This is a genomic window from Klebsiella electrica, assembly GCF_006711645.1.
Taxonomy (GTDB): domain Bacteria; phylum Pseudomonadota; class Gammaproteobacteria; order Enterobacterales; family Enterobacteriaceae; genus Klebsiella; species Klebsiella electrica.
On record NZ_CP041247.1, the window covers coordinates 2,513,172 to 2,529,354 of the forward strand.

A 16,183-nucleotide genomic window follows, 5' to 3' on the forward strand; every position below is an offset into this window, starting at 1 on the left:
CAGAAATATCATTCTATCAGGAGCTTGTATAGCGCAACCCCGTGCTATCGCGTGCTTTCACACCCTGCCAAAAATAATGATCTATCCGCCGGGCGCTTTTTTGGGTACTTTGATTTTGTTCACAAAAATTCTTATAACAACAGAGGCAGGGTATGACACGTAAAGACGGGCTGCTGGCGCTGCTGGTGGTGGTAGTGTGGGGACTGAATTTTGTGGTGATTAAGGTCGGGCTTCACAATATGCCGCCGCTGATGCTGGCGGGGCTGCGCTTCTTACTGGTGGCTTTCCCGGCGCTGCTGTTTGTTGCCCGTCCTGAAATCCCGCTGCGTCTGCTGCTCGGCTATGGCCTGACCATCAGCTTTGGTCAGTTTGCCTTTTTATTCTGCGCAATTAATCTTGGGATGCCCGCCGGCCTGGCCTCTTTGGTGCTTCAGGCTCAGGCGTTCTTCACCATTATTCTTGGCGCCTTTGCCTTCGGTGAACGCCTGCAGGGAAAACAGCTGGCCGGGATTGCGCTGGCTATTTTTGGCATTCTGGTGCTGGTGGAAGCCAGCCTCGGCGGCCAGCATGTCCCGGTGGTCGGATTTATGCTGACCCTGGCGGCGGCGCTGAGCTGGGCCTGCGGGAATATCTTTAATAAGAAGATCATGTCCCGCGCCGAGAAGCCGCAGATTATGTCGCTGGTGGTGTGGAGCGCGTTGATTCCCGTGCTGCCGTTTATGCTGGCGTCATGGGCTATCGATGGCCCGCAGGCGATGGCGGCGAGCCTGATTCATATTGATATGCTGACCGTATTTTCGCTGCTGTATCTGGCGTTCGTTGCCACGATTGTCGGCTATGGCATCTGGGGATCGCTGCTCGGGCGCTATGAAACCTGGCGAGTGGCGCCGCTGTCGTTGCTGGTGCCGGTCGTTGGCATGGCCAGCGCCGCGCTGTTGCTCGGCGAAACGCTGAACGGCCTGCAGTTGCTGGGCGCCGTGCTGATTATGGCCGGGCTGTATATCAACGTTTTCGGCCTGCGGGTGTGGCGCACGGGCGCGGTACCGAGATAAGCAAAGCCCTTAGCGGCCTGTTTTTTTGCCGCCGGGCGCGATGTTTGCCGGCCTGGCCTTCAGCGCTTGGCTCTCTGGCTCAACGTCTATGAGTGACCAAAGGAATGTAAATGATTGATGACATCCGCTACCTGATTGTGTTCGCAAAAATTGTCGAGGCGGGCTCAATCTCCGGTGGCGCAGACGCTTTAGGGCTGACGACCGCCACGGCGAGCAGCCATCTGGCGAAACTGGAAAAAAATCTGGGTAGCGCTCTGCTATATAGAAATACGCGAAAACTCTCTCTGACTCACGATGGCGTCGGTTTGCTGGAGACGGCCAAATCTATGCTGGAACTTTATGAGAAGGGGGTGATTGAATTTAAGCAGCGTTCTATATCTACGGCTAATAAGCTGCATATTTCTGTCCCCGCCGTTTTTATTAATAGCGCCTTTACGCGCCACCTCGCGGTTTTCATACAACAATATCCGGATGTGCGCCTGAACATTTCTTATAGCGACACGCGTAAAGATATTATTGGCGAGAGTATTGATGTCGCATTTCGGATTGGGGAACTGCCGGATAGTTCTCTCAAAGCCCGGCATCTGTTTGTCCTGCCCCGGCAACTGGTCGCATCAAAGGGTTTGCTCAGTCATTATAAGCCCATCAACCATCCTGATGACTTATCACATCTGCCCTGGATTGGCCTGACGATGAGGCAGAATAGCCGGGAGTTCAGGCATAAAAATGGCGAGGTGGTGCTAGTCAAGTATACGCCAGCGGTGTGGGTTGATAATGTTGAAGCCGCCTATGCGCTTGCGAAGCAACAAGCTGGACTGGCGGCTCCCCCTCGCTATCTCAGTGAGGGGGATGTCAGGCGTGGAGAAATGCAGGAAGTGCTCCCCGACTGGTCATTAGAACCGCTGAAGGTATATGCAATATGGCCTGCGAATATATCGACCAGCAGCATTGCCTATAAATTGATTAATGACATTTATAATGCTTTTGCGTCTCATCAATTATGAATGATTGAGAAGTGGCAAACAGAGCAGGTAGCCCGCCGTAACGATCAGCGATCCGCCCATCAACAGGTTAAAAGTACGGATGCGTTGTCTGCTTCTGAGCAGTATTGAAACTTTGTCGCCGATAACCGCCCATGAAGCCAGTGAGAGATAGCAGACGACAAAATAAATCATGATAAAGACGGCGACCGTCGTGTTGGTGGTCGGGTCGGAAAATAACGCCGCGCCTGATGCGCAGGCCGTCCAGGCCTTCGGGTTAAACCATTGCATTAAAAATCCCTGAATAAAACCCGGCGTTTCGGTTTTTTGCAATGCTAAATCAGGTTGAGATGACGCTATCTTATACCCCAGATACAGTATAAACAGTGCGCCGGCAGCGTTGAGATATTTGAAGAACAGAGGATATTGTTCAATTGCGGCGTACAAGCCAAAACAAACGACGATCAGCAATAAAGTAAAACCGGTGGTCGCGCCTGAGATCAACGGCAATGTTTTTCTGAATCCATGAATCGCCCCCGACGATATAATCAGCATATTTACCGGGCCTGGGGAAAATGACAGGGTGAGGGAAAATATAAACATCGTAAAAATTAAAATCATTCTTTCTCCGCGACTGTTAAACGTGTAATACGCATGGGCACTCTTTTTTATTGCGCAATTTTTTATTACACAATAGCGTTTCTGCTATGCCTACAGGCTACATATAAATATTGATGGGAGTAAGTGGCTTTTCTCTAAAGGTGTATTTGATTAATTCGGTCGCCGTGCGCTATAACGCCGCACGCGATGAAATCTACGTGACCCATCGCAACGATCGCTCGCCATCTGTTTGATGTTAATCCGCTTTACACCACCGCTTACAGGCAGAAGGCGATGCTGGAAGGACGACGCTATCATTTCGGCGGACACGTGGAGTTCTGAAATCATACAGGGGCCGAATGGCCCCTGCGATAGCCGGCAGAAAAGACCGGTTATAGTTTGAAGTCGATAACGGCATTGCTGAATGTCTGATAGGTTTTTTCATCCGGCGCTGGCGGGATTTTGGCTCCTTTCAGCGCGGACACTATCTGTGCACACAACGCCGGGTCGCCGTTCTCGACGGTGGCGTTATCCACCGTCCCGTCACGCTGTAGCGCTAAGCGTACGGAGCATCGTTGTCCCTGATACGACTGCGGCTGGTCTATTTTAGCGGAGATAGCCTTCTGAACCTGCGTCAGATAGCGTGCGACGTTGGCCTGCGGTGAAGTATCTGAACCCATCGGATAATCGCGAAACATCTTATCCACTTCTGCCGATAATTTAGCGTTTTCAGCGCTATCCGGCGCAGAAGGGGGGGCCGAGCAGGCGGAAAGGAGTAAAGAGAGGAGACAAACGCGTACGGGGCTGAGTCTTAAGGGCATAGTCATGCCTCCTTGCTGGTGAGGGTACATTCCGGGTGCGAGGCCGTTATCCTCTGATCTTTCGCGATTATATTCAAACGCTAATCGCTGACAACCCCGCAGAGCTTTGGCCGCAGGGCGTCAGCTATAAGTGACGTTGTCACTATTTCTTCGCATTCTCAGCAGGTCATTTACGCCATCCAGTCGCGGATAAGGTCTCCGTATAGCTGTTCAGCCTCCTGCAGTCGGCTGAGCAGGCAGTATTCGTCGGTTTGATGAGCCATAGAGGGCTCGCCGGGGCCGAGAATAATACAGGGCGGATTACCCAGCGCCGGTAGCAGCAGCGAGGCATCGGTAAAGTAGGGCACCACGCGCGGTTCGAGCGGCCGATCGTGCAGCGGCTGGCAGCGCTGATAAACCTGCTTTATCCATGCGTGATCCGCTTCGCTCAATACCGCGGGCAGATCGACCAGCGTCGATATCGTGACGTTCTCGCCAAGCAGCGTGGTCAGGCGCTGGCGGATGGTGGCGTGCTGTAAATTGGGCGCGCTACGGATATCGACATCAAAACGCGTGCGGTCCGGCACGGAATTAATATTTAACCCGCCTTCGATCCGACCGACGTTAAGGGTGGGCTGCTTCATCAGCGGATGCGGCGCGCCCGGTGAAAAATGTTGAATCTTACCCAGCGCATCCGCCGCCAGATAGATAGCATTTATCCCCAGTTCAGGCATCGCGCCATGGGCGGTTTTCCCGCGGGTTTCGCAGCGTAACCACAGCGCGCCTTTATGGCCGATAACCGGGTAATTGGCGGTAGGCTCGCCGACGATCAGCGCGCCCGTTTCCGGCAGGGAAGCGGATTCAATCAACGCCCGTGCGCCGTCGCAGCCGGTCTCTTCCCCGCCGGTAATCAGCAATACCGCGCCGCGCCCGGCCATAATGGCTTCCCGGTGCTCAACGCAGGCAACGGCAAATGCCGCCACCGCCGCTTTCATATCGCTGGATCCGCGGCCGTAAAGACGCCCGTCCTCTATCTGCGAGCCGAAAGGATCGTATTGCCACTGCGCATTACCGAGCGGCACGGTATCCAGATGGCCGGTAAAGACCAGCGGTTTACCGGCCGTCGCCCCGCGCAGCCTGGCTATCAGATTACTGCGCCCCTCGCCGAACGAGGACAGCGAAACCTCAAAGCCGCTATCTGCAAGCCAGCCGGCAAAGAAGCGCATGCAGTCTGCTTCGCTACCCGGCGGATTGATGGTGTTAAAGCCCAGCAGTTGCCGGGCCAGTTCAAGGGTGGTGGTCATCAGCGACGTTCCGTCAGCCAGTCAAGGCAGTTAATCCACAGCTGGCGATAGCCGGGCCAGTTGCTAAACTCTTCCGGCAGCCAGTGCGCCGACATATCGCTGGTCCATACCAGCGAGCGCCCCTGTTGATATTCGCGAACGGCCAGCAGCGGATGGCCGGTACCGGCGATCGTCGCCAGCAGTTTGCCTTGCGGATGCATTTCCACTTCGTTGTAGCCCAGCAGCCACGGCCATTCGCCGGGAATGTCGTTAAACAGGGCGTGAGATTCCGTCACTTCGGCATAGCAACCCTCCGGGGTTTCAATACGATCGTCCCATGCCAGGCAGCGGACCGGCAGAACCTTCTCGACGGCGGTATGGCGATAGCGCGCGCCGCCGTTAATTCCCTGGAAGCTGTAATAGCCGCCAATCATCATCAGCGCGCCGCCAGCGGCAACGTAGTCATGGATAAGCGTCAGACGGTTGGCGGTACGACGGCTTTTCAGCCAGGTATCCGGATGCAGCAGCAGCGTATTGGCGCCGATATCCGAGAGAATAATTGCGTCCCACTGCCGCAGCGCGTCCTGGGTCAGCGGGAAGTCCGTCGCCGCCGCGTGGGCGGGCATGTAGGTAATGGCGTACTGACTGTCCGCAAGCGCGGCGAGGAAATCCGTTGCGCCGGTGTGCCAGGTGGCGGTGGCAAACTGATCGAAGCCTTTAACATGTGTTGATGTGCTGGTCCAGGATTCACCGACCAGTAAGATTTTTTTCTGCATGATATCTTTCCTTTTTATCCGCCAAAGACCCGTTGGGGATTGCCAATCATCAAGGTTTCAAGCTGTTCTCCGCTGACGCCGTGGCGCCGCAGACGAGGAACAAAATGCTTGAGTATGTAGCCGTAACCGTGGCCGCCGTAGCGGGTGAGCATGGTTTTCAGGAAGATGTCCTGCGACAGCAAAATCTGCTGGATATAGCCGTCGTCAATCAGCTCGCGAATGGCGCGGGCGTTCTCCTCGTCGGAGGGCGACTGCGCCGATTCGTCGGCGTAGTAATAGCTCATGCCGATCATGTCGTATTCGAGAAATGCCCCGCGCTGCGCCAGTTCACGCTGGTAGCGCTTATCGGCAAAGCTGGGATTCATATGGCACAGCACGGTATGGCGTAGATCGGCGCCTTCCTGTTCGAGAATATCCAGCACCCGGTGACCGAGCCGCTCCCAGCCCGGCAGATGGACCTCGATCGGCACGCCGGTCGCGGCGCTGGCCCGCCCGGCGGCGCGCAGAGACTTCTCTTCATCCGGCGTAAAGCGGCTTGAGATACCAATTTCGCCGATAAGCCCGGCGAGCACTTCCGGTTTCTCCTCCGCGCCGCCCAGATCGTAAATCAGCCGTTCGGCCAGCTGTTCGACGCTGCTGGTTTTTACCCACTCGGGGTGCGACGGTTCCAGATACAGACCGGTACCCATAATAATGTTCAGGCCGGTCAGACGCGCGATGCGTGCCAGCGCTTTGGGATCGCGGCCAATGCCGATATTGGTCGGATCGACCACCGTCTCCCCGCCAAGGGCGCGATATTTGGTCAGCTCTTCAATCGCTACGTCGACGTCAAACAGCTGGCAGTTATCGCGGCTCATCAGTGGGTTCAGCGACAGTTCGCCGAGGTTTTCCATCGTCACCGGCATTTCGGCAAGATGACGATCGCTACAGCAGCAGGGCGGCACCCATTTGCCGGAGGCATCCAGCAGAATATGCTCGTGCATCAGGGTCACGCCCATTTCGCTAACCGGCAGCGGGCCAAGCACCGTCATGACATAACCGCTGCTGACGCCAAGCGGCAGCGGGGTAGGATGGCGAAAAATTGATCCGTTCATCAGCTATCTATCCTTTTGCCGCCGCGCGCGCGGGGTTGAGAATGCGGGTGTTCAGCCAGATAGCCAGCAGGATAATGGTGCCGGTGGCTATCTGGGTGTAGAACGGCGAAATATGCGACAGGATCAGCCCGTTCTGAATCACCGCAATCGACAGCGCGCCGAGCAGTGTGCCGATAATAGTACCGAAACCGCCAAACAGGCTGGTACTGCCGAGCACAACCGCGGCGATAACCTGTAGCTCAAAGCCTTCGCCCTGGTTAGAGGAACCGCTGCCGAGGCGCGCGGTGATGATCATACCGGCCAGGGCGGCGGCCATTCCGCTGATGATATAGACCTTCATGGTGACCGCTTTGGTGTTGATCCCGCTGCGTCGCGCGCCTTCGGCATTCGCCCCGATAGCCGTCACGTAGCGGCCAAAGCGCATATGGTTGAGAACGATATGCCCGATAACCAGAATCATCACGCCGATCAGCGCGGGCATGGGGATACCGACAACCCAGGCGCGGCCGATAAAGGTAAACAGGCTGTCAGCCGGAACCGGAATCGAGTAGCCCTGGGTGACCAGCAGCGCGATACCGCGAACAACGGCCAGGGTGGCGAGGGTAACGATAAACGCCGGTATGCCTTCATAGGCAATGAAGAAGCCGTTGATGGCGCCCACCAATCCGCCGAGCAGCAGCCCCCCGAGCAGGACCACCGGCCACGACAGCCCCCAGTTGTTCAGGGCGATAGCGGACAACGCGCCGACCAGCGCGAGGGTCGAGCCCACCGACAGATCGATGCCGCCGGTGGTAATCACCAGAGTCATGGCGGTCGCGACGATCAGCAGCGGGGCGCTCTGACGGATGATATTCAGCCAGTTGGTACCGGTGAGAAAATTGCTGGTGATCAGTGAAAATACCACGCAGCAGAAGACAAAAAACAGCGCGATGCTCACCACGCCCGAGTGGTTATGCAGCAGGCGGCGGGGCAGCGAATGCTGGATCATGCGGGAGCTACTTAAGTTCATGATACTCATCCTGTTACCTCAGTGTGCAGCCGCAGAGCGGGCGGTGAATTTTTCGCCCACAATCAGGTTAACGATATCGCTCAGGCTGGTGTCGGCCACCCGCCGGTCGGCGACGTTGGTACCTTCATACATCACCATGATCCGGTCACAGACCAGGAACAGGTCCTGCAGGCGGTGGGTAATCAGAATCACGCTCACGCCGCGTGCGGAAACGCGACGAATCAGTTCCAGAACCGCTTCGACTTCCGCAACGGCCAGCGCGGCGGTGGGCTCGTCCATGATCAGCACTTTCGGGTCAAAAGCCGCCGCGCGGGCGATGGCAATGGCCTGGCGCTGACCGCCGGAAAGATTTCGCACCAGCAGGCGGGTATCGGGAATGGAAATTCCCAGCCCTTTTAGCATCTCCCGGGCATCGGCGTGCATTCTGGCCTCATCGAGAAAGGGGATACCAAGGACCGATTTCATTGGCTCGCGGCCCATAAACAGATTGCCGGCGACGTCAACCGTGTCGCACAGCGACAGATCCTGATACACCATCTCGATATGACAGCGGCGCGAATCGGCCGGATTAGCAAACTGCTGCTGTTCACCATCGATACGAATCGTGCCGCTGGAGGGGATCACCGCGCCGGAGAGCACTTTGGTCAGGGTTGATTTCCCCGCGCCGTTATCGCCGACCAGGCCCAGCACTTCGCCCGGGGCCAGCTCCAGGTTGACTCCGCGCAATGAACGTATCGACCCGTAGGTCTTGGTGATATTGATCATCTCCACCCTTGGCGGGGGGGTTTGTGGCTGCTGCATCTGATAACTCCCATCGCTATTGCCGGGAAAATGTTCGTCATCCTGCGGGAGATACTCCCTCCGACACGGTTCACATTCTAGTAAACCGGTTTACCTGCGGAGCGGAGCACTCACCAATCCAGTCTGACCAAACGCTACGTAAGATATTTGTTCGCCAGTAAGAACATTGCAGCATCCGTGCCAGGGCAGGAGTCACATCGCTGCCCTGTTACTTAACCTTATGGAATAAATAACGTTTCTTGATCCCATCCCGGTAAACCGGTTTACTGATTATAGTGAAGCGCTGGCAAGTCGAACGTTTTTTGCGCCAAAAACGGGCGCTTTTGCGCCATTTTGGGACGTGCTTAACAAATCTTGATCGAGTCGCGGCCAATCCATTCGACCGGCAGACGGGTTTCTGCCGGGATATCTTTGTCGTTGTTCAGCAGGCGCATCATGATGTTTACCGCGGTGCGGCCCAGTTCCCGGGCGGGCTGGCGGATAGTGGAAATCCGCGGTTGGGTGAAATCGGCATAGTTGGCGTCATCAAATCCGACTAACGACAGCGCCTCCGGCGCCTGTAGTCCGCGGGCGCGCAGTCCGTCAAGCAGGCCAAGTACCAGATAGTCGCTGGCGGCAAAGACGGCGGTAGGGCGCTGCGACTGGCTAAACAGGTACTGCAGCGCCTGTTGACCGAACTCGCGCTGATAGTCGCCGTACATCACCCATTCAGGGGGCCAGATCAGACCGGCCTGCTCCATGGCGGTGCAGAAGCCCTGGTAGCGTTCGCGGACGCTCATCAGCTTGTCCGGCCCGCCGACGAAAGCGATATGGCGATGTCCGGCGGCGATCAGTTTTTCGGTGGCGATGCGTCCACCCTGGACGTTATCGGCAAACACTTTAGGCACCTTGCTGCCGGGAATATCCTCATCCAGCAGCACAATACGCTCGTGACGCTGGATCTCTTTGCGCAGCAGGCCGTTATCGGGGCGGTTAGTCGTGAACAACAGCCCATCGACCTGGCAGGTATCCAGCCAGCGAATAAACTGACACTCTTTTTCCGGGTTATTGCGGGTAATACACAGAACGAGGCTGTAGCCGTTGGCCGAGGCGGCCTCTTCGGCGGCATCGGCCAGTTCGGCGAAGAAGGGGTTGGTGATATCGGGTAGCACCAGGCCAAGGGTTTCGCTGCCGCCTTTGCTCAGACGGCGTGCGAGGCTATTACCGCGATAGTCCAGTTCGTGGATCGCCGTTTCGATGCGGTCGATGGTGTCCTGCGGCAGCACGATACTGTTGTTCATATAGCGCGACAGGGTAGCCTTCGACAGGCCCGCCAGCTTTGCCACGTCGGATAGTAATACGCGTTTTATACTCATTTCCTGCGCCATTTCTGCCAGAATTGGCTATCTGTAACATAGTTAAGCGCGGTGGATACAGCAATTTCTCTGCACACAGAGGCCCGAAATAAATGCTTGACAAATTTTAAATGGCGGAGAATTGTATAGGCAGTTTACCGCATCATCCGGGAAGTCATTCCCAACCCCGTTTAACTCATTCCAGTCGCGCACCGACACGGACCGGTTGCCGGAATGAAATTAAGCAGGTATCCGCCGAACGGTCGATGATTGTTCTGGCCATATAGACGATATTTGCCCGCCAAAAAAATAATCCTTCTGCGTTCGCATGCGGCGCGGAACTCTGCTGGCTATCAACGATTCCCGACGAGGATAATGATGATGTTATTTAACACCGGAAAACTGCGTTTTATTGCTGTCGCAACAACAATGCTGGCATCTGTGAGCTTTATTTCTGCCGCCAGCGCTGCAGCTCCAACCTATGCGCTGGTACAAATCAATCAGCAGGCGCTGTTTTTTAATCTGATGAATAAAGGCGCGCAGGATGCCGCAAAAGCCAGTGGTAAGGATTTAGTGATTTTTAACTCTAACGATAATCCCGTTGCACAAAACGACGCGATTGAAAACTATATTCAGCAAGGTGTTAAAGGCATTCTGGTTGCCGCTATTGACGTTAACGGAATTATGCCGGCGGTAAAAGAAGCCGCCGCCGCTCACATTCCCGTGATTGCGATTGATGCCGTATTACCGGCCGGGCCTCAGGCGGCTCAGGTTGGCGTGGATAATATCGAGGGCGGCAGAATTATTGGAAAATACTTTGTTGATTACGTGCAGAAAGAGATGGGCGGCCAGGCGCGACTGGGGATTGTCGGCGCGCTGAACTCGGCCATTCAGAACCAGCGGCAGAAAGGGTTTGAAGAGACGCTGAAAAGCAATCCGAAAATTACCATCGCCAATGTCGTCGACGGGCAGAACGTACAGGATAAAGCAATGACCGCGGCGGAGAACCTGATTACCGGCAACCCCGATCTGACAGCGATCTATGCCACTGGCGAACCCGCTCTGCTGGGCGCTATCGCCGCCGTGGAAAACCAGGGGCGGCAGAAAGATATTAAAGTCTTTGGCTGGGATCTGACGGCGAAGGCGATTTCCGGTATTGACGGCGGCTACGTCACCGCCGTTCTGCAGCAGGACCCGGAAAAGATGGGGGCCGAAGCCCTGAAGGCGCTGAACAGCATCACCTCCGGCAAAACCGTACCGAAAACCATTCTGGTTCCGGCTACGGTGGTGACCAAAGCGAACGTGGATAGCTACCGTTCGCTGTTCAAGTAGGTCAGTGGGCGCCGCCCGTGGCTAACAGGGCGGCGAGTTCCTGGGCGTCGGGAAACGCGCTGAGCGTACCCCGGCGGCTAACGGTAATGGCGGCCGCCCGGCTGGCATGCGTCAACGCCAGACCATCCGGCGCCACGCCGCGCAGGATAGCGGATGCCAGCATCACGGCGAGGAACGTGTCGCCCGCGCCGGTGGTATCCAGCGCTGCGGCGGGGACGGCGGGGCAAAACTGGCGCTGCCCCTCGCGGATAAGCCAGGCGCCTGCCGCGCCCTCGGTAATGACTAAGGTTTTGACGCCGTAAGGTTGCAGCAGCTCGGCCTCTGATTCATTGACTACCGCGATATCGATAAGCGGCCACAGATGGCAAAAGTCAGGATTAACGGGTGAGGGATTGAAGACCGTTGTCATACCGCGAGTTTTGCCGTACTGGAATAGCGCCCGCGTTTTCTCCAGGGAGAAATTGCCCTGCTGTAGCAGAATATCGCCTGCGGCGGCCTTCGCCAGGTGCGGCATAATATCATCAAGGCCGAATGTATCGGCAGCGGCGGTGGTGGTAATGATGGCATTGTCGCCATCGGCACTATTTAAAATAATCGAGGTATCGCTATGTTGGTTAAAATGGCTGTCGGGTAGTAGCGTCAGCGCTTCATTTTTTATCCGTTGGCGAATCCAGGTTCCGTTGCTGTCATTTCCCGTGGCGGCAATTAAATGCGTTTCTATTCCACAGCGAGATAATATAATCGCCTGATTCGCGCCTTTACCGCCGATATCCTGCGAAACTTTAACGCCGTGAATTGACGAGCCTTTTTTCGGTATATCCGGAATGGACCAGGTTTCATCTACGGTAATATTACCGGTAACGTAAACACGCATAGTGTTCCCTTAACAGGATGGATAAGATGGTTGCTATCTCAGCAGAAAAAACGAATGCAATACAAGCTATTTTTTCACGTAGTAAAGCCGTTATCGGTGTTATTCATTGCGATCCGTTTCCCGGCGCGCCTAAATACCGAGGGAAATCAGTTTCTGATATTGTTGAACGTGCGCTTCGCGATGCGGATAATTATGTTTCTGGCGGCGTTCACGGTCTGATTATTGAAAACCACGGCGATATTCCCTTTTCCAAACCTGAAGATATCGGTCATGAAACCTCAGCGCTGATGGCGGTGATTACCGAGAAAGTCCGCGAGCGTTTTGGTGTACCGCTGGGGATTAACGTCCTGGCTAACGCTGCGATTCCGGCGATGGCTATCGCCCTGGCGGGCGGGGCCGATTTCGTCCGCGTCAATCAGTGGGCCAATGCTTATATCGCCAACGAAGGATTTATTGAAGGGGCGGCGGCTAAGGCGCTGCGCTATCGCAGTATGCTGCGTGCTGAACATATTCGCGTCTTCGCCGATAGCCACGTTAAGCACGGTAGTCATGCCATCGTTGCCGATCGTTCGATTCAGGAACTGACTCGCGACGTGGACTTTTTCGAGGCCGACGCGGTGATTGCCACCGGCCAGCGCACCGGCGATAGCGCCACGATGGCGGAAATTGATGAGATTCGCGCGGCGACAGCGTTACCGTTGCTGGTGGGCTCGGGGGTGACGCCGGCCAACGTCCGCCAGATCCTCGGACGGACTCAGGGGGTCATTGTGGCCAGCACCATGAAGGTTGACGGCGTCTGGTGGAACGATGTTGAACTGGCCCGAGTACAGCATTTTATGTCGGTCGCTCAGGCTGCGCTGGAGGAGGCATAATGGAAGCGTTTAGCGATCGCCTGCTGCGCGAACATCAGCAGGTCTGGCAGGTGATGCAGCGGCACCGTTTTGTGGTGGATATTGAACAGGATCGTCTGCCGACAACCGTATTCGACCGCTATCTGGTGTTTGAGGGCAACTTTGTCGCCACGGCCATCGCCATTTTTGCCCTCGGGGTCAGCAAGGCGCCGCATATTCAGCAGCAGCGCTGGCTAATCGGCGTACTGAATGCCCTGGTCGACACGCAGATGGCATGGTTTGAACAGGTGTTGACAGCACGGCAGATCAATCCTGCGGATTATCCCGACGATTTGCCCGGCGTGCAGCGCTTTCGCGACGGCATGCTGCGGATGGCCCGACAGGGCAGCTATGAGCAGATAATGACTATGATGTTCGCGGCGGAATGGATGTACTACTGCTGGTGCCGACGGGCGAGCGAACAGCGCCAGAGCGATGCTGATATTCGCCGCTGGGTGGAAATGCATGCTGAAGAGGCGTTTTTCCAGCAGGCGAGTTGGCTGAAGGGTGAACTGGATCGGTGCGCCAGCGTAATGAGTGACAGTGAGAAGCAGGCGCTGTCGGCGCTTTACGGCGAGGTGCTGCAGTGGGAAATTGACTTCCATAGCGCAGCTTATGAGGATTAGCCACAGGATAAACAAGGGGGGCCTGAAACGGCGCCCCTGTATGCGCTCAACATTATCGCCAGCGTGGATACGGGTAATCTCCATTCTTCAGGCGACGGATGAAATATCAGGAGCCATTGCAGAGCGTGTTGTTAAACGACACGATAATAATGGCAGATGTCTGCCTGGCGCGGTGAGTTCACCGAGGGAGATAACGCGCAGATTCTCAGGTTGATCAACAATAACGACAGCATAAGTCAGGACGGGGTAAAAAAGGGGGAACGTGTTGAATCGTTAAAAGATTTCTCTGCCTGATGATGCTTTTTACGCCTTTTTATGGCACAACATTCCCCTGAGATAAATGCTTTGCGTACAGGTATTCCATGCCGGCCATTCCCTTTCCCTGGTACACCCTGTCTATTTTGCTTATTTTACTGTTGAAGGTTTGCCGGCAGCGTCCCGCAGGCTATCGCAACAGCGCGATTTTTATTGCGGGCTGTTCGCTGCTGGTCTTGATGTCAGCCTTGCGCTGGCAGTTTGACCTTATTCAACTGCGCCAGTTGCAGTCTGTCATGGCGATCACTCTGCCACCGTTGGCCTGGCACTGCTTTGCCTGCTTTACAGAACAGCGCTTGCAGCAAAAAATTGCCGCTTTTGTGGGACCGCCGACGCTGGCTCTGGCGCTGAACCTTATTGCTCCGCAAACCACGGATGTGGTGCTGATGCTGCTCTATATCGGCTACGGTTGTGCCCTGATTCGAACGGCACTGCGGGGGAGCGATACGTTTATTTTCAGGCGACTTAGCGATAGTGCTGCAACGTCATCGCTCGCTTTTATCGCGGGGGGCTTCCTCTGTTTTTCCGGACTGACCGATCTGGCCATCGCGCTCAATTTCCATTTTTATCAGGGCCGGCAGGCGCCGCAACTGGTCGCAATCTCGCAGGCTATTCTGCTGCCATTTGTCTGTTTTGCCATTGTCGGTAGTAGCCGTCCGTCGCTCCCGGCCGCGGAGCCGGTTTTGCCCGCCGAAGCGAGTACAGAGAACAATAGTGACGCGTTTCTCGCGACTTATCAGCAGGTCAACACGTTGATAAGCGAGCAGAATTTGTATCTGAATCCCGACCTGACGCTGAATGTGCTGGCGAGAAAAACCGGGGTCCCCGCGCGCCAGATTTCAAAAGCGGTGAACCTGACGCGCGGCTGCAATGTCTCACAATGGATCAACGGCTTGCGCATCGACTATGCGCAGCAGCTTCTACGCAACACCACCCTGCCGGTAACGGAAGTGATGCTGGAGGCGGGTTTTGCCACCAAATCAAACTTTCATCGCGAGTTTCTTCGTATCAGCGGTATGACCCCGACGGATTACCGCCGGACAGCGGTTGAAAGTCGAGGGCCTGATTGAGGAAGGCGCTGATATCCCGGGCGAGCTGACGGTGAATCGCGGCGCGGCTCCGGATGCCGCCATCCTGGCAGACAATCTCTTCGCCCGGCTCTTTTTCCGCGATTAATGCCATCGCACCCGGTTTGCACTGCTGCATAAAACTAAAGTGTGTGGCCCCTTCGACATTCACTACCCGCCTTACCGCGGCAGGGAGATATTCCGCCAGGTAGCCCGACTCCAGCCTGGCGGGTAGCTCATCGCTGTCCGCCTGAGCCGCCATAATCAGCACCGGCACTGCAATCTGAGAAAGTGATTCTGGCGTGAATCCGCGGGCCAGGCCCAGATCGAGTGAGACAACGGCTTTGATTGCCGGATCGCCTTCGTTTGCTGCCAGTCGCCCGCCAGCGTCATCAATACCCAGCGTCTGAATTAACTTGCAGGCGGACAGCCTGGCATGTGTCCGGCAATCATGCTGAAAGCGAGCGGCGTCAAAGCGCGCCCCCGCCAGTTCAAGTACCGTCCAGCCGCCGAGAGAGTGTCCGGCTGCGGCTATGCGCTGCGTATCGACTTTTCCGGCAAGGTAGGGGGTAGTGATAATTTTCATCATTGCCCGTTGGAGATCCTGCGGGCGGCGCCAGAGTTCCTTCGCATCCTGCGGCCGCTTGTTAAATGTTGTCGTGCCGGGATGATCGACCGCCGCCACAATATAGCCCTGAGCCGCCATTTTCGTCGCCAGCCAGTTCAGGTTGCGCCAGTTGCCGCCATAGCCGTGAGAAAGCAGAAGCAGCGGATGCTCGCCCGCTTCCGGCGCCGCATCGCGCAGCGCAGAGGTGCCGTAAAAGGCAATATTGTCACCCACCTTTTCCGGCGAGCCGGTTGCCGAGGTGGGATACCAGATAGCGATATTGAGAGGGCGGGAGCTAGCCTCGTGGATATTCAACTGGCGAAAAGCCGTGTTGGCATACGATGCGACGCTAAAGAGAAGAGAAAAAAGAAAGCAACAAAGGGGCCGTAACATAACGATCTCCGGTAAGTAAACAGAGACGCATTGTGGTCACAAACGCCCGGTTGATGCGTCCTGAAACGCGATCGAGGACCTTTTTTGCGGTGTTTGCGGCAGGGGGCGACTGGCAAATGTGCTAAGGGCGTGGCACCGCATACATCTCTGGGCGCGTTATCAGAAGCCAGCGGCAAAGCGCAGGCACGATAAGATCAGTCTGGATATCGCAAGGCTGCCACTCACCATGGTTCGTAGATTTGCCACAGACGTAGTTTAGGCCCTTCATTCGGTCCCCGGAATGCCGCTAATAACTCTTTGAACCACGATACCGACCCGTTGTTCAGTAATAACTGTTCGGTATTTTTATC

Annotated in this window: 16 protein-coding genes; 6 read left to right on the forward strand and 10 right to left on the reverse strand. The window is 55.9% G+C overall.

Annotated elements, in window-relative coordinates:
• Window positions 1-152 precede the first annotated feature (152 nt).
• Both eamA and Electrica_RS12010 read left to right on the forward strand, forming a co-directional pair.
• Complete coding sequence (gene eamA / locus Electrica_RS12005) at window positions 153-1,052, forward strand: O-acetylserine/cysteine exporter (RefSeq protein ID WP_131050270.1); 900 nt, start codon at window positions 153-155, stop codon at window positions 1,050-1,052.
• Between the two features lie 110 nt (window positions 1,053-1,162).
• Complete coding sequence (locus Electrica_RS12010) at window positions 1,163-2,056, forward strand: LysR family transcriptional regulator (RefSeq protein WP_141964562.1); 894 nt, start codon at window positions 1,163-1,165, stop codon at window positions 2,054-2,056.
• Here Electrica_RS12010 and Electrica_RS12015 read toward each other — a convergent pair.
• From Electrica_RS12015 to Electrica_RS12050, 8 genes are all read right to left on the reverse strand, one after another.
• Window positions 2,051-2,653 carry a LysE family translocator gene (locus Electrica_RS12015; RefSeq protein WP_141964563.1) on the reverse strand — a complete coding sequence of 201 codons (603 nt, stop codon included), beginning with the start codon at window positions 2,651-2,653 and terminating at the stop codon, window positions 2,051-2,053. The genes Electrica_RS12010 and Electrica_RS12015 overlap by 6 nt on opposite strands.
• Before the next feature lie 371 nt (window positions 2,654-3,024).
• Window positions 3,025-3,453, reverse strand: a complete 429-nt coding sequence (gene tolA / locus Electrica_RS12020) for a cell envelope integrity protein TolA (RefSeq protein ID WP_141964564.1) — start codon at window positions 3,451-3,453, stop codon at window positions 3,025-3,027.
• Between the two features lie 170 nt (window positions 3,454-3,623).
• A complete protein-coding gene (locus tag Electrica_RS12025) occupies window positions 3,624-4,736 on the reverse strand; it encodes a M20 family metallopeptidase (RefSeq protein ID WP_131050274.1) in 1,113 nt (370 codons plus the stop codon).
• Complete coding sequence (locus tag Electrica_RS12030; protein WP_100683765.1) at window positions 4,736-5,491, reverse strand: glutamine amidotransferase; 756 nt, start codon at window positions 5,489-5,491, stop codon at window positions 4,736-4,738. Before Electrica_RS12030 ends, Electrica_RS12025 begins: the two co-directional genes overlap by 1 nt.
• A 14-nt stretch (window positions 5,492-5,505) precedes the next feature.
• Window positions 5,506-6,585: a phosphotriesterase family protein gene (locus tag Electrica_RS12035; protein ID WP_141964565.1), complete on the reverse strand. Its 1,080-nt coding sequence runs from the start codon at window positions 6,583-6,585 to the stop codon at window positions 5,506-5,508.
• Between the two features lie 7 nt (window positions 6,586-6,592).
• Complete coding sequence (locus tag Electrica_RS12040) at window positions 6,593-7,594, reverse strand: ABC transporter permease (RefSeq protein ID WP_160704927.1); 1,002 nt, start codon at window positions 7,592-7,594, stop codon at window positions 6,593-6,595.
• An 18-nt stretch (window positions 7,595-7,612) separates the two neighbouring features.
• Window positions 7,613-8,359, reverse strand: a complete 747-nt coding sequence (locus tag Electrica_RS12045) for an ATP-binding cassette domain-containing protein (protein WP_160704928.1) — start codon at window positions 8,357-8,359, stop codon at window positions 7,613-7,615.
• Window positions 8,360-8,739: 380 nt separating this feature from the next.
• A complete protein-coding gene (locus tag Electrica_RS12050) occupies window positions 8,740-9,762 on the reverse strand; it encodes a LacI family DNA-binding transcriptional regulator (protein WP_131050278.1) in 1,023 nt (340 codons plus the stop codon).
• 345 nt (window positions 9,763-10,107) lie between these two features.
• On the opposite strand from Electrica_RS12050, the gene Electrica_RS12055 reads away from it, so the two are divergent.
• Window positions 10,108-11,061 carry an ABC transporter substrate-binding protein gene (locus tag Electrica_RS12055; RefSeq protein ID WP_131050279.1) on the forward strand — a complete coding sequence of 318 codons (954 nt, stop codon included), beginning with the start codon at window positions 10,108-10,110 and terminating at the stop codon, window positions 11,059-11,061.
• Between the two features lies 1 nt (window position 11,062).
• Here Electrica_RS12055 and Electrica_RS12060 read toward each other — a convergent pair whose 3' ends face one another.
• Window positions 11,063-11,935 (reverse strand): ribokinase, encoded by an 873-nt coding sequence (locus tag Electrica_RS12060; RefSeq protein WP_131050280.1) that lies wholly within the window; start codon window positions 11,933-11,935, stop codon window positions 11,063-11,065.
• A 26-nt stretch (window positions 11,936-11,961) separates the two neighbouring features.
• Between Electrica_RS12060 and Electrica_RS12065 the strand changes: the two genes are divergently transcribed.
• The 3 genes from Electrica_RS12065 to Electrica_RS12075 all read left to right on the forward strand — a co-directional run bounded on the left by Electrica_RS12065 (window position 11,962) and on the right by Electrica_RS12075 (window position 14,836).
• The gene (locus Electrica_RS12065; RefSeq protein WP_141964566.1) at window positions 11,962-12,807 is read left to right on the forward strand and encodes a BtpA/SgcQ family protein; all 846 of its coding nucleotides are present in this window, start codon (window positions 11,962-11,964) and stop codon (window positions 12,805-12,807) included.
• Entirely contained in the window at window positions 12,807-13,451 is a 645-nt protein-coding gene (locus Electrica_RS12070) for a TenA family protein (RefSeq protein WP_141964567.1), read from the forward strand. Before Electrica_RS12065 ends, Electrica_RS12070 begins: the two co-directional genes overlap by 1 nt.
• A 362-nt stretch (window positions 13,452-13,813) precedes the next feature.
• Window positions 13,814-14,836, forward strand: a complete 1,023-nt coding sequence (locus tag Electrica_RS12075) for a helix-turn-helix domain-containing protein (RefSeq protein ID WP_141964568.1) — start codon at window positions 13,814-13,816, stop codon at window positions 14,834-14,836.
• On the opposite strand, the gene Electrica_RS12080 is transcribed toward Electrica_RS12075, so the two are convergent.
• Window positions 14,775-15,833, reverse strand: coding sequence for an alpha/beta hydrolase family protein (locus Electrica_RS12080; protein WP_141964569.1), 1,059 nt, complete (start codon window positions 15,831-15,833; stop codon window positions 14,775-14,777). The genes Electrica_RS12075 and Electrica_RS12080 overlap by 62 nt on opposite strands.
• Window positions 15,834-16,183 lie beyond the last annotated feature (350 nt).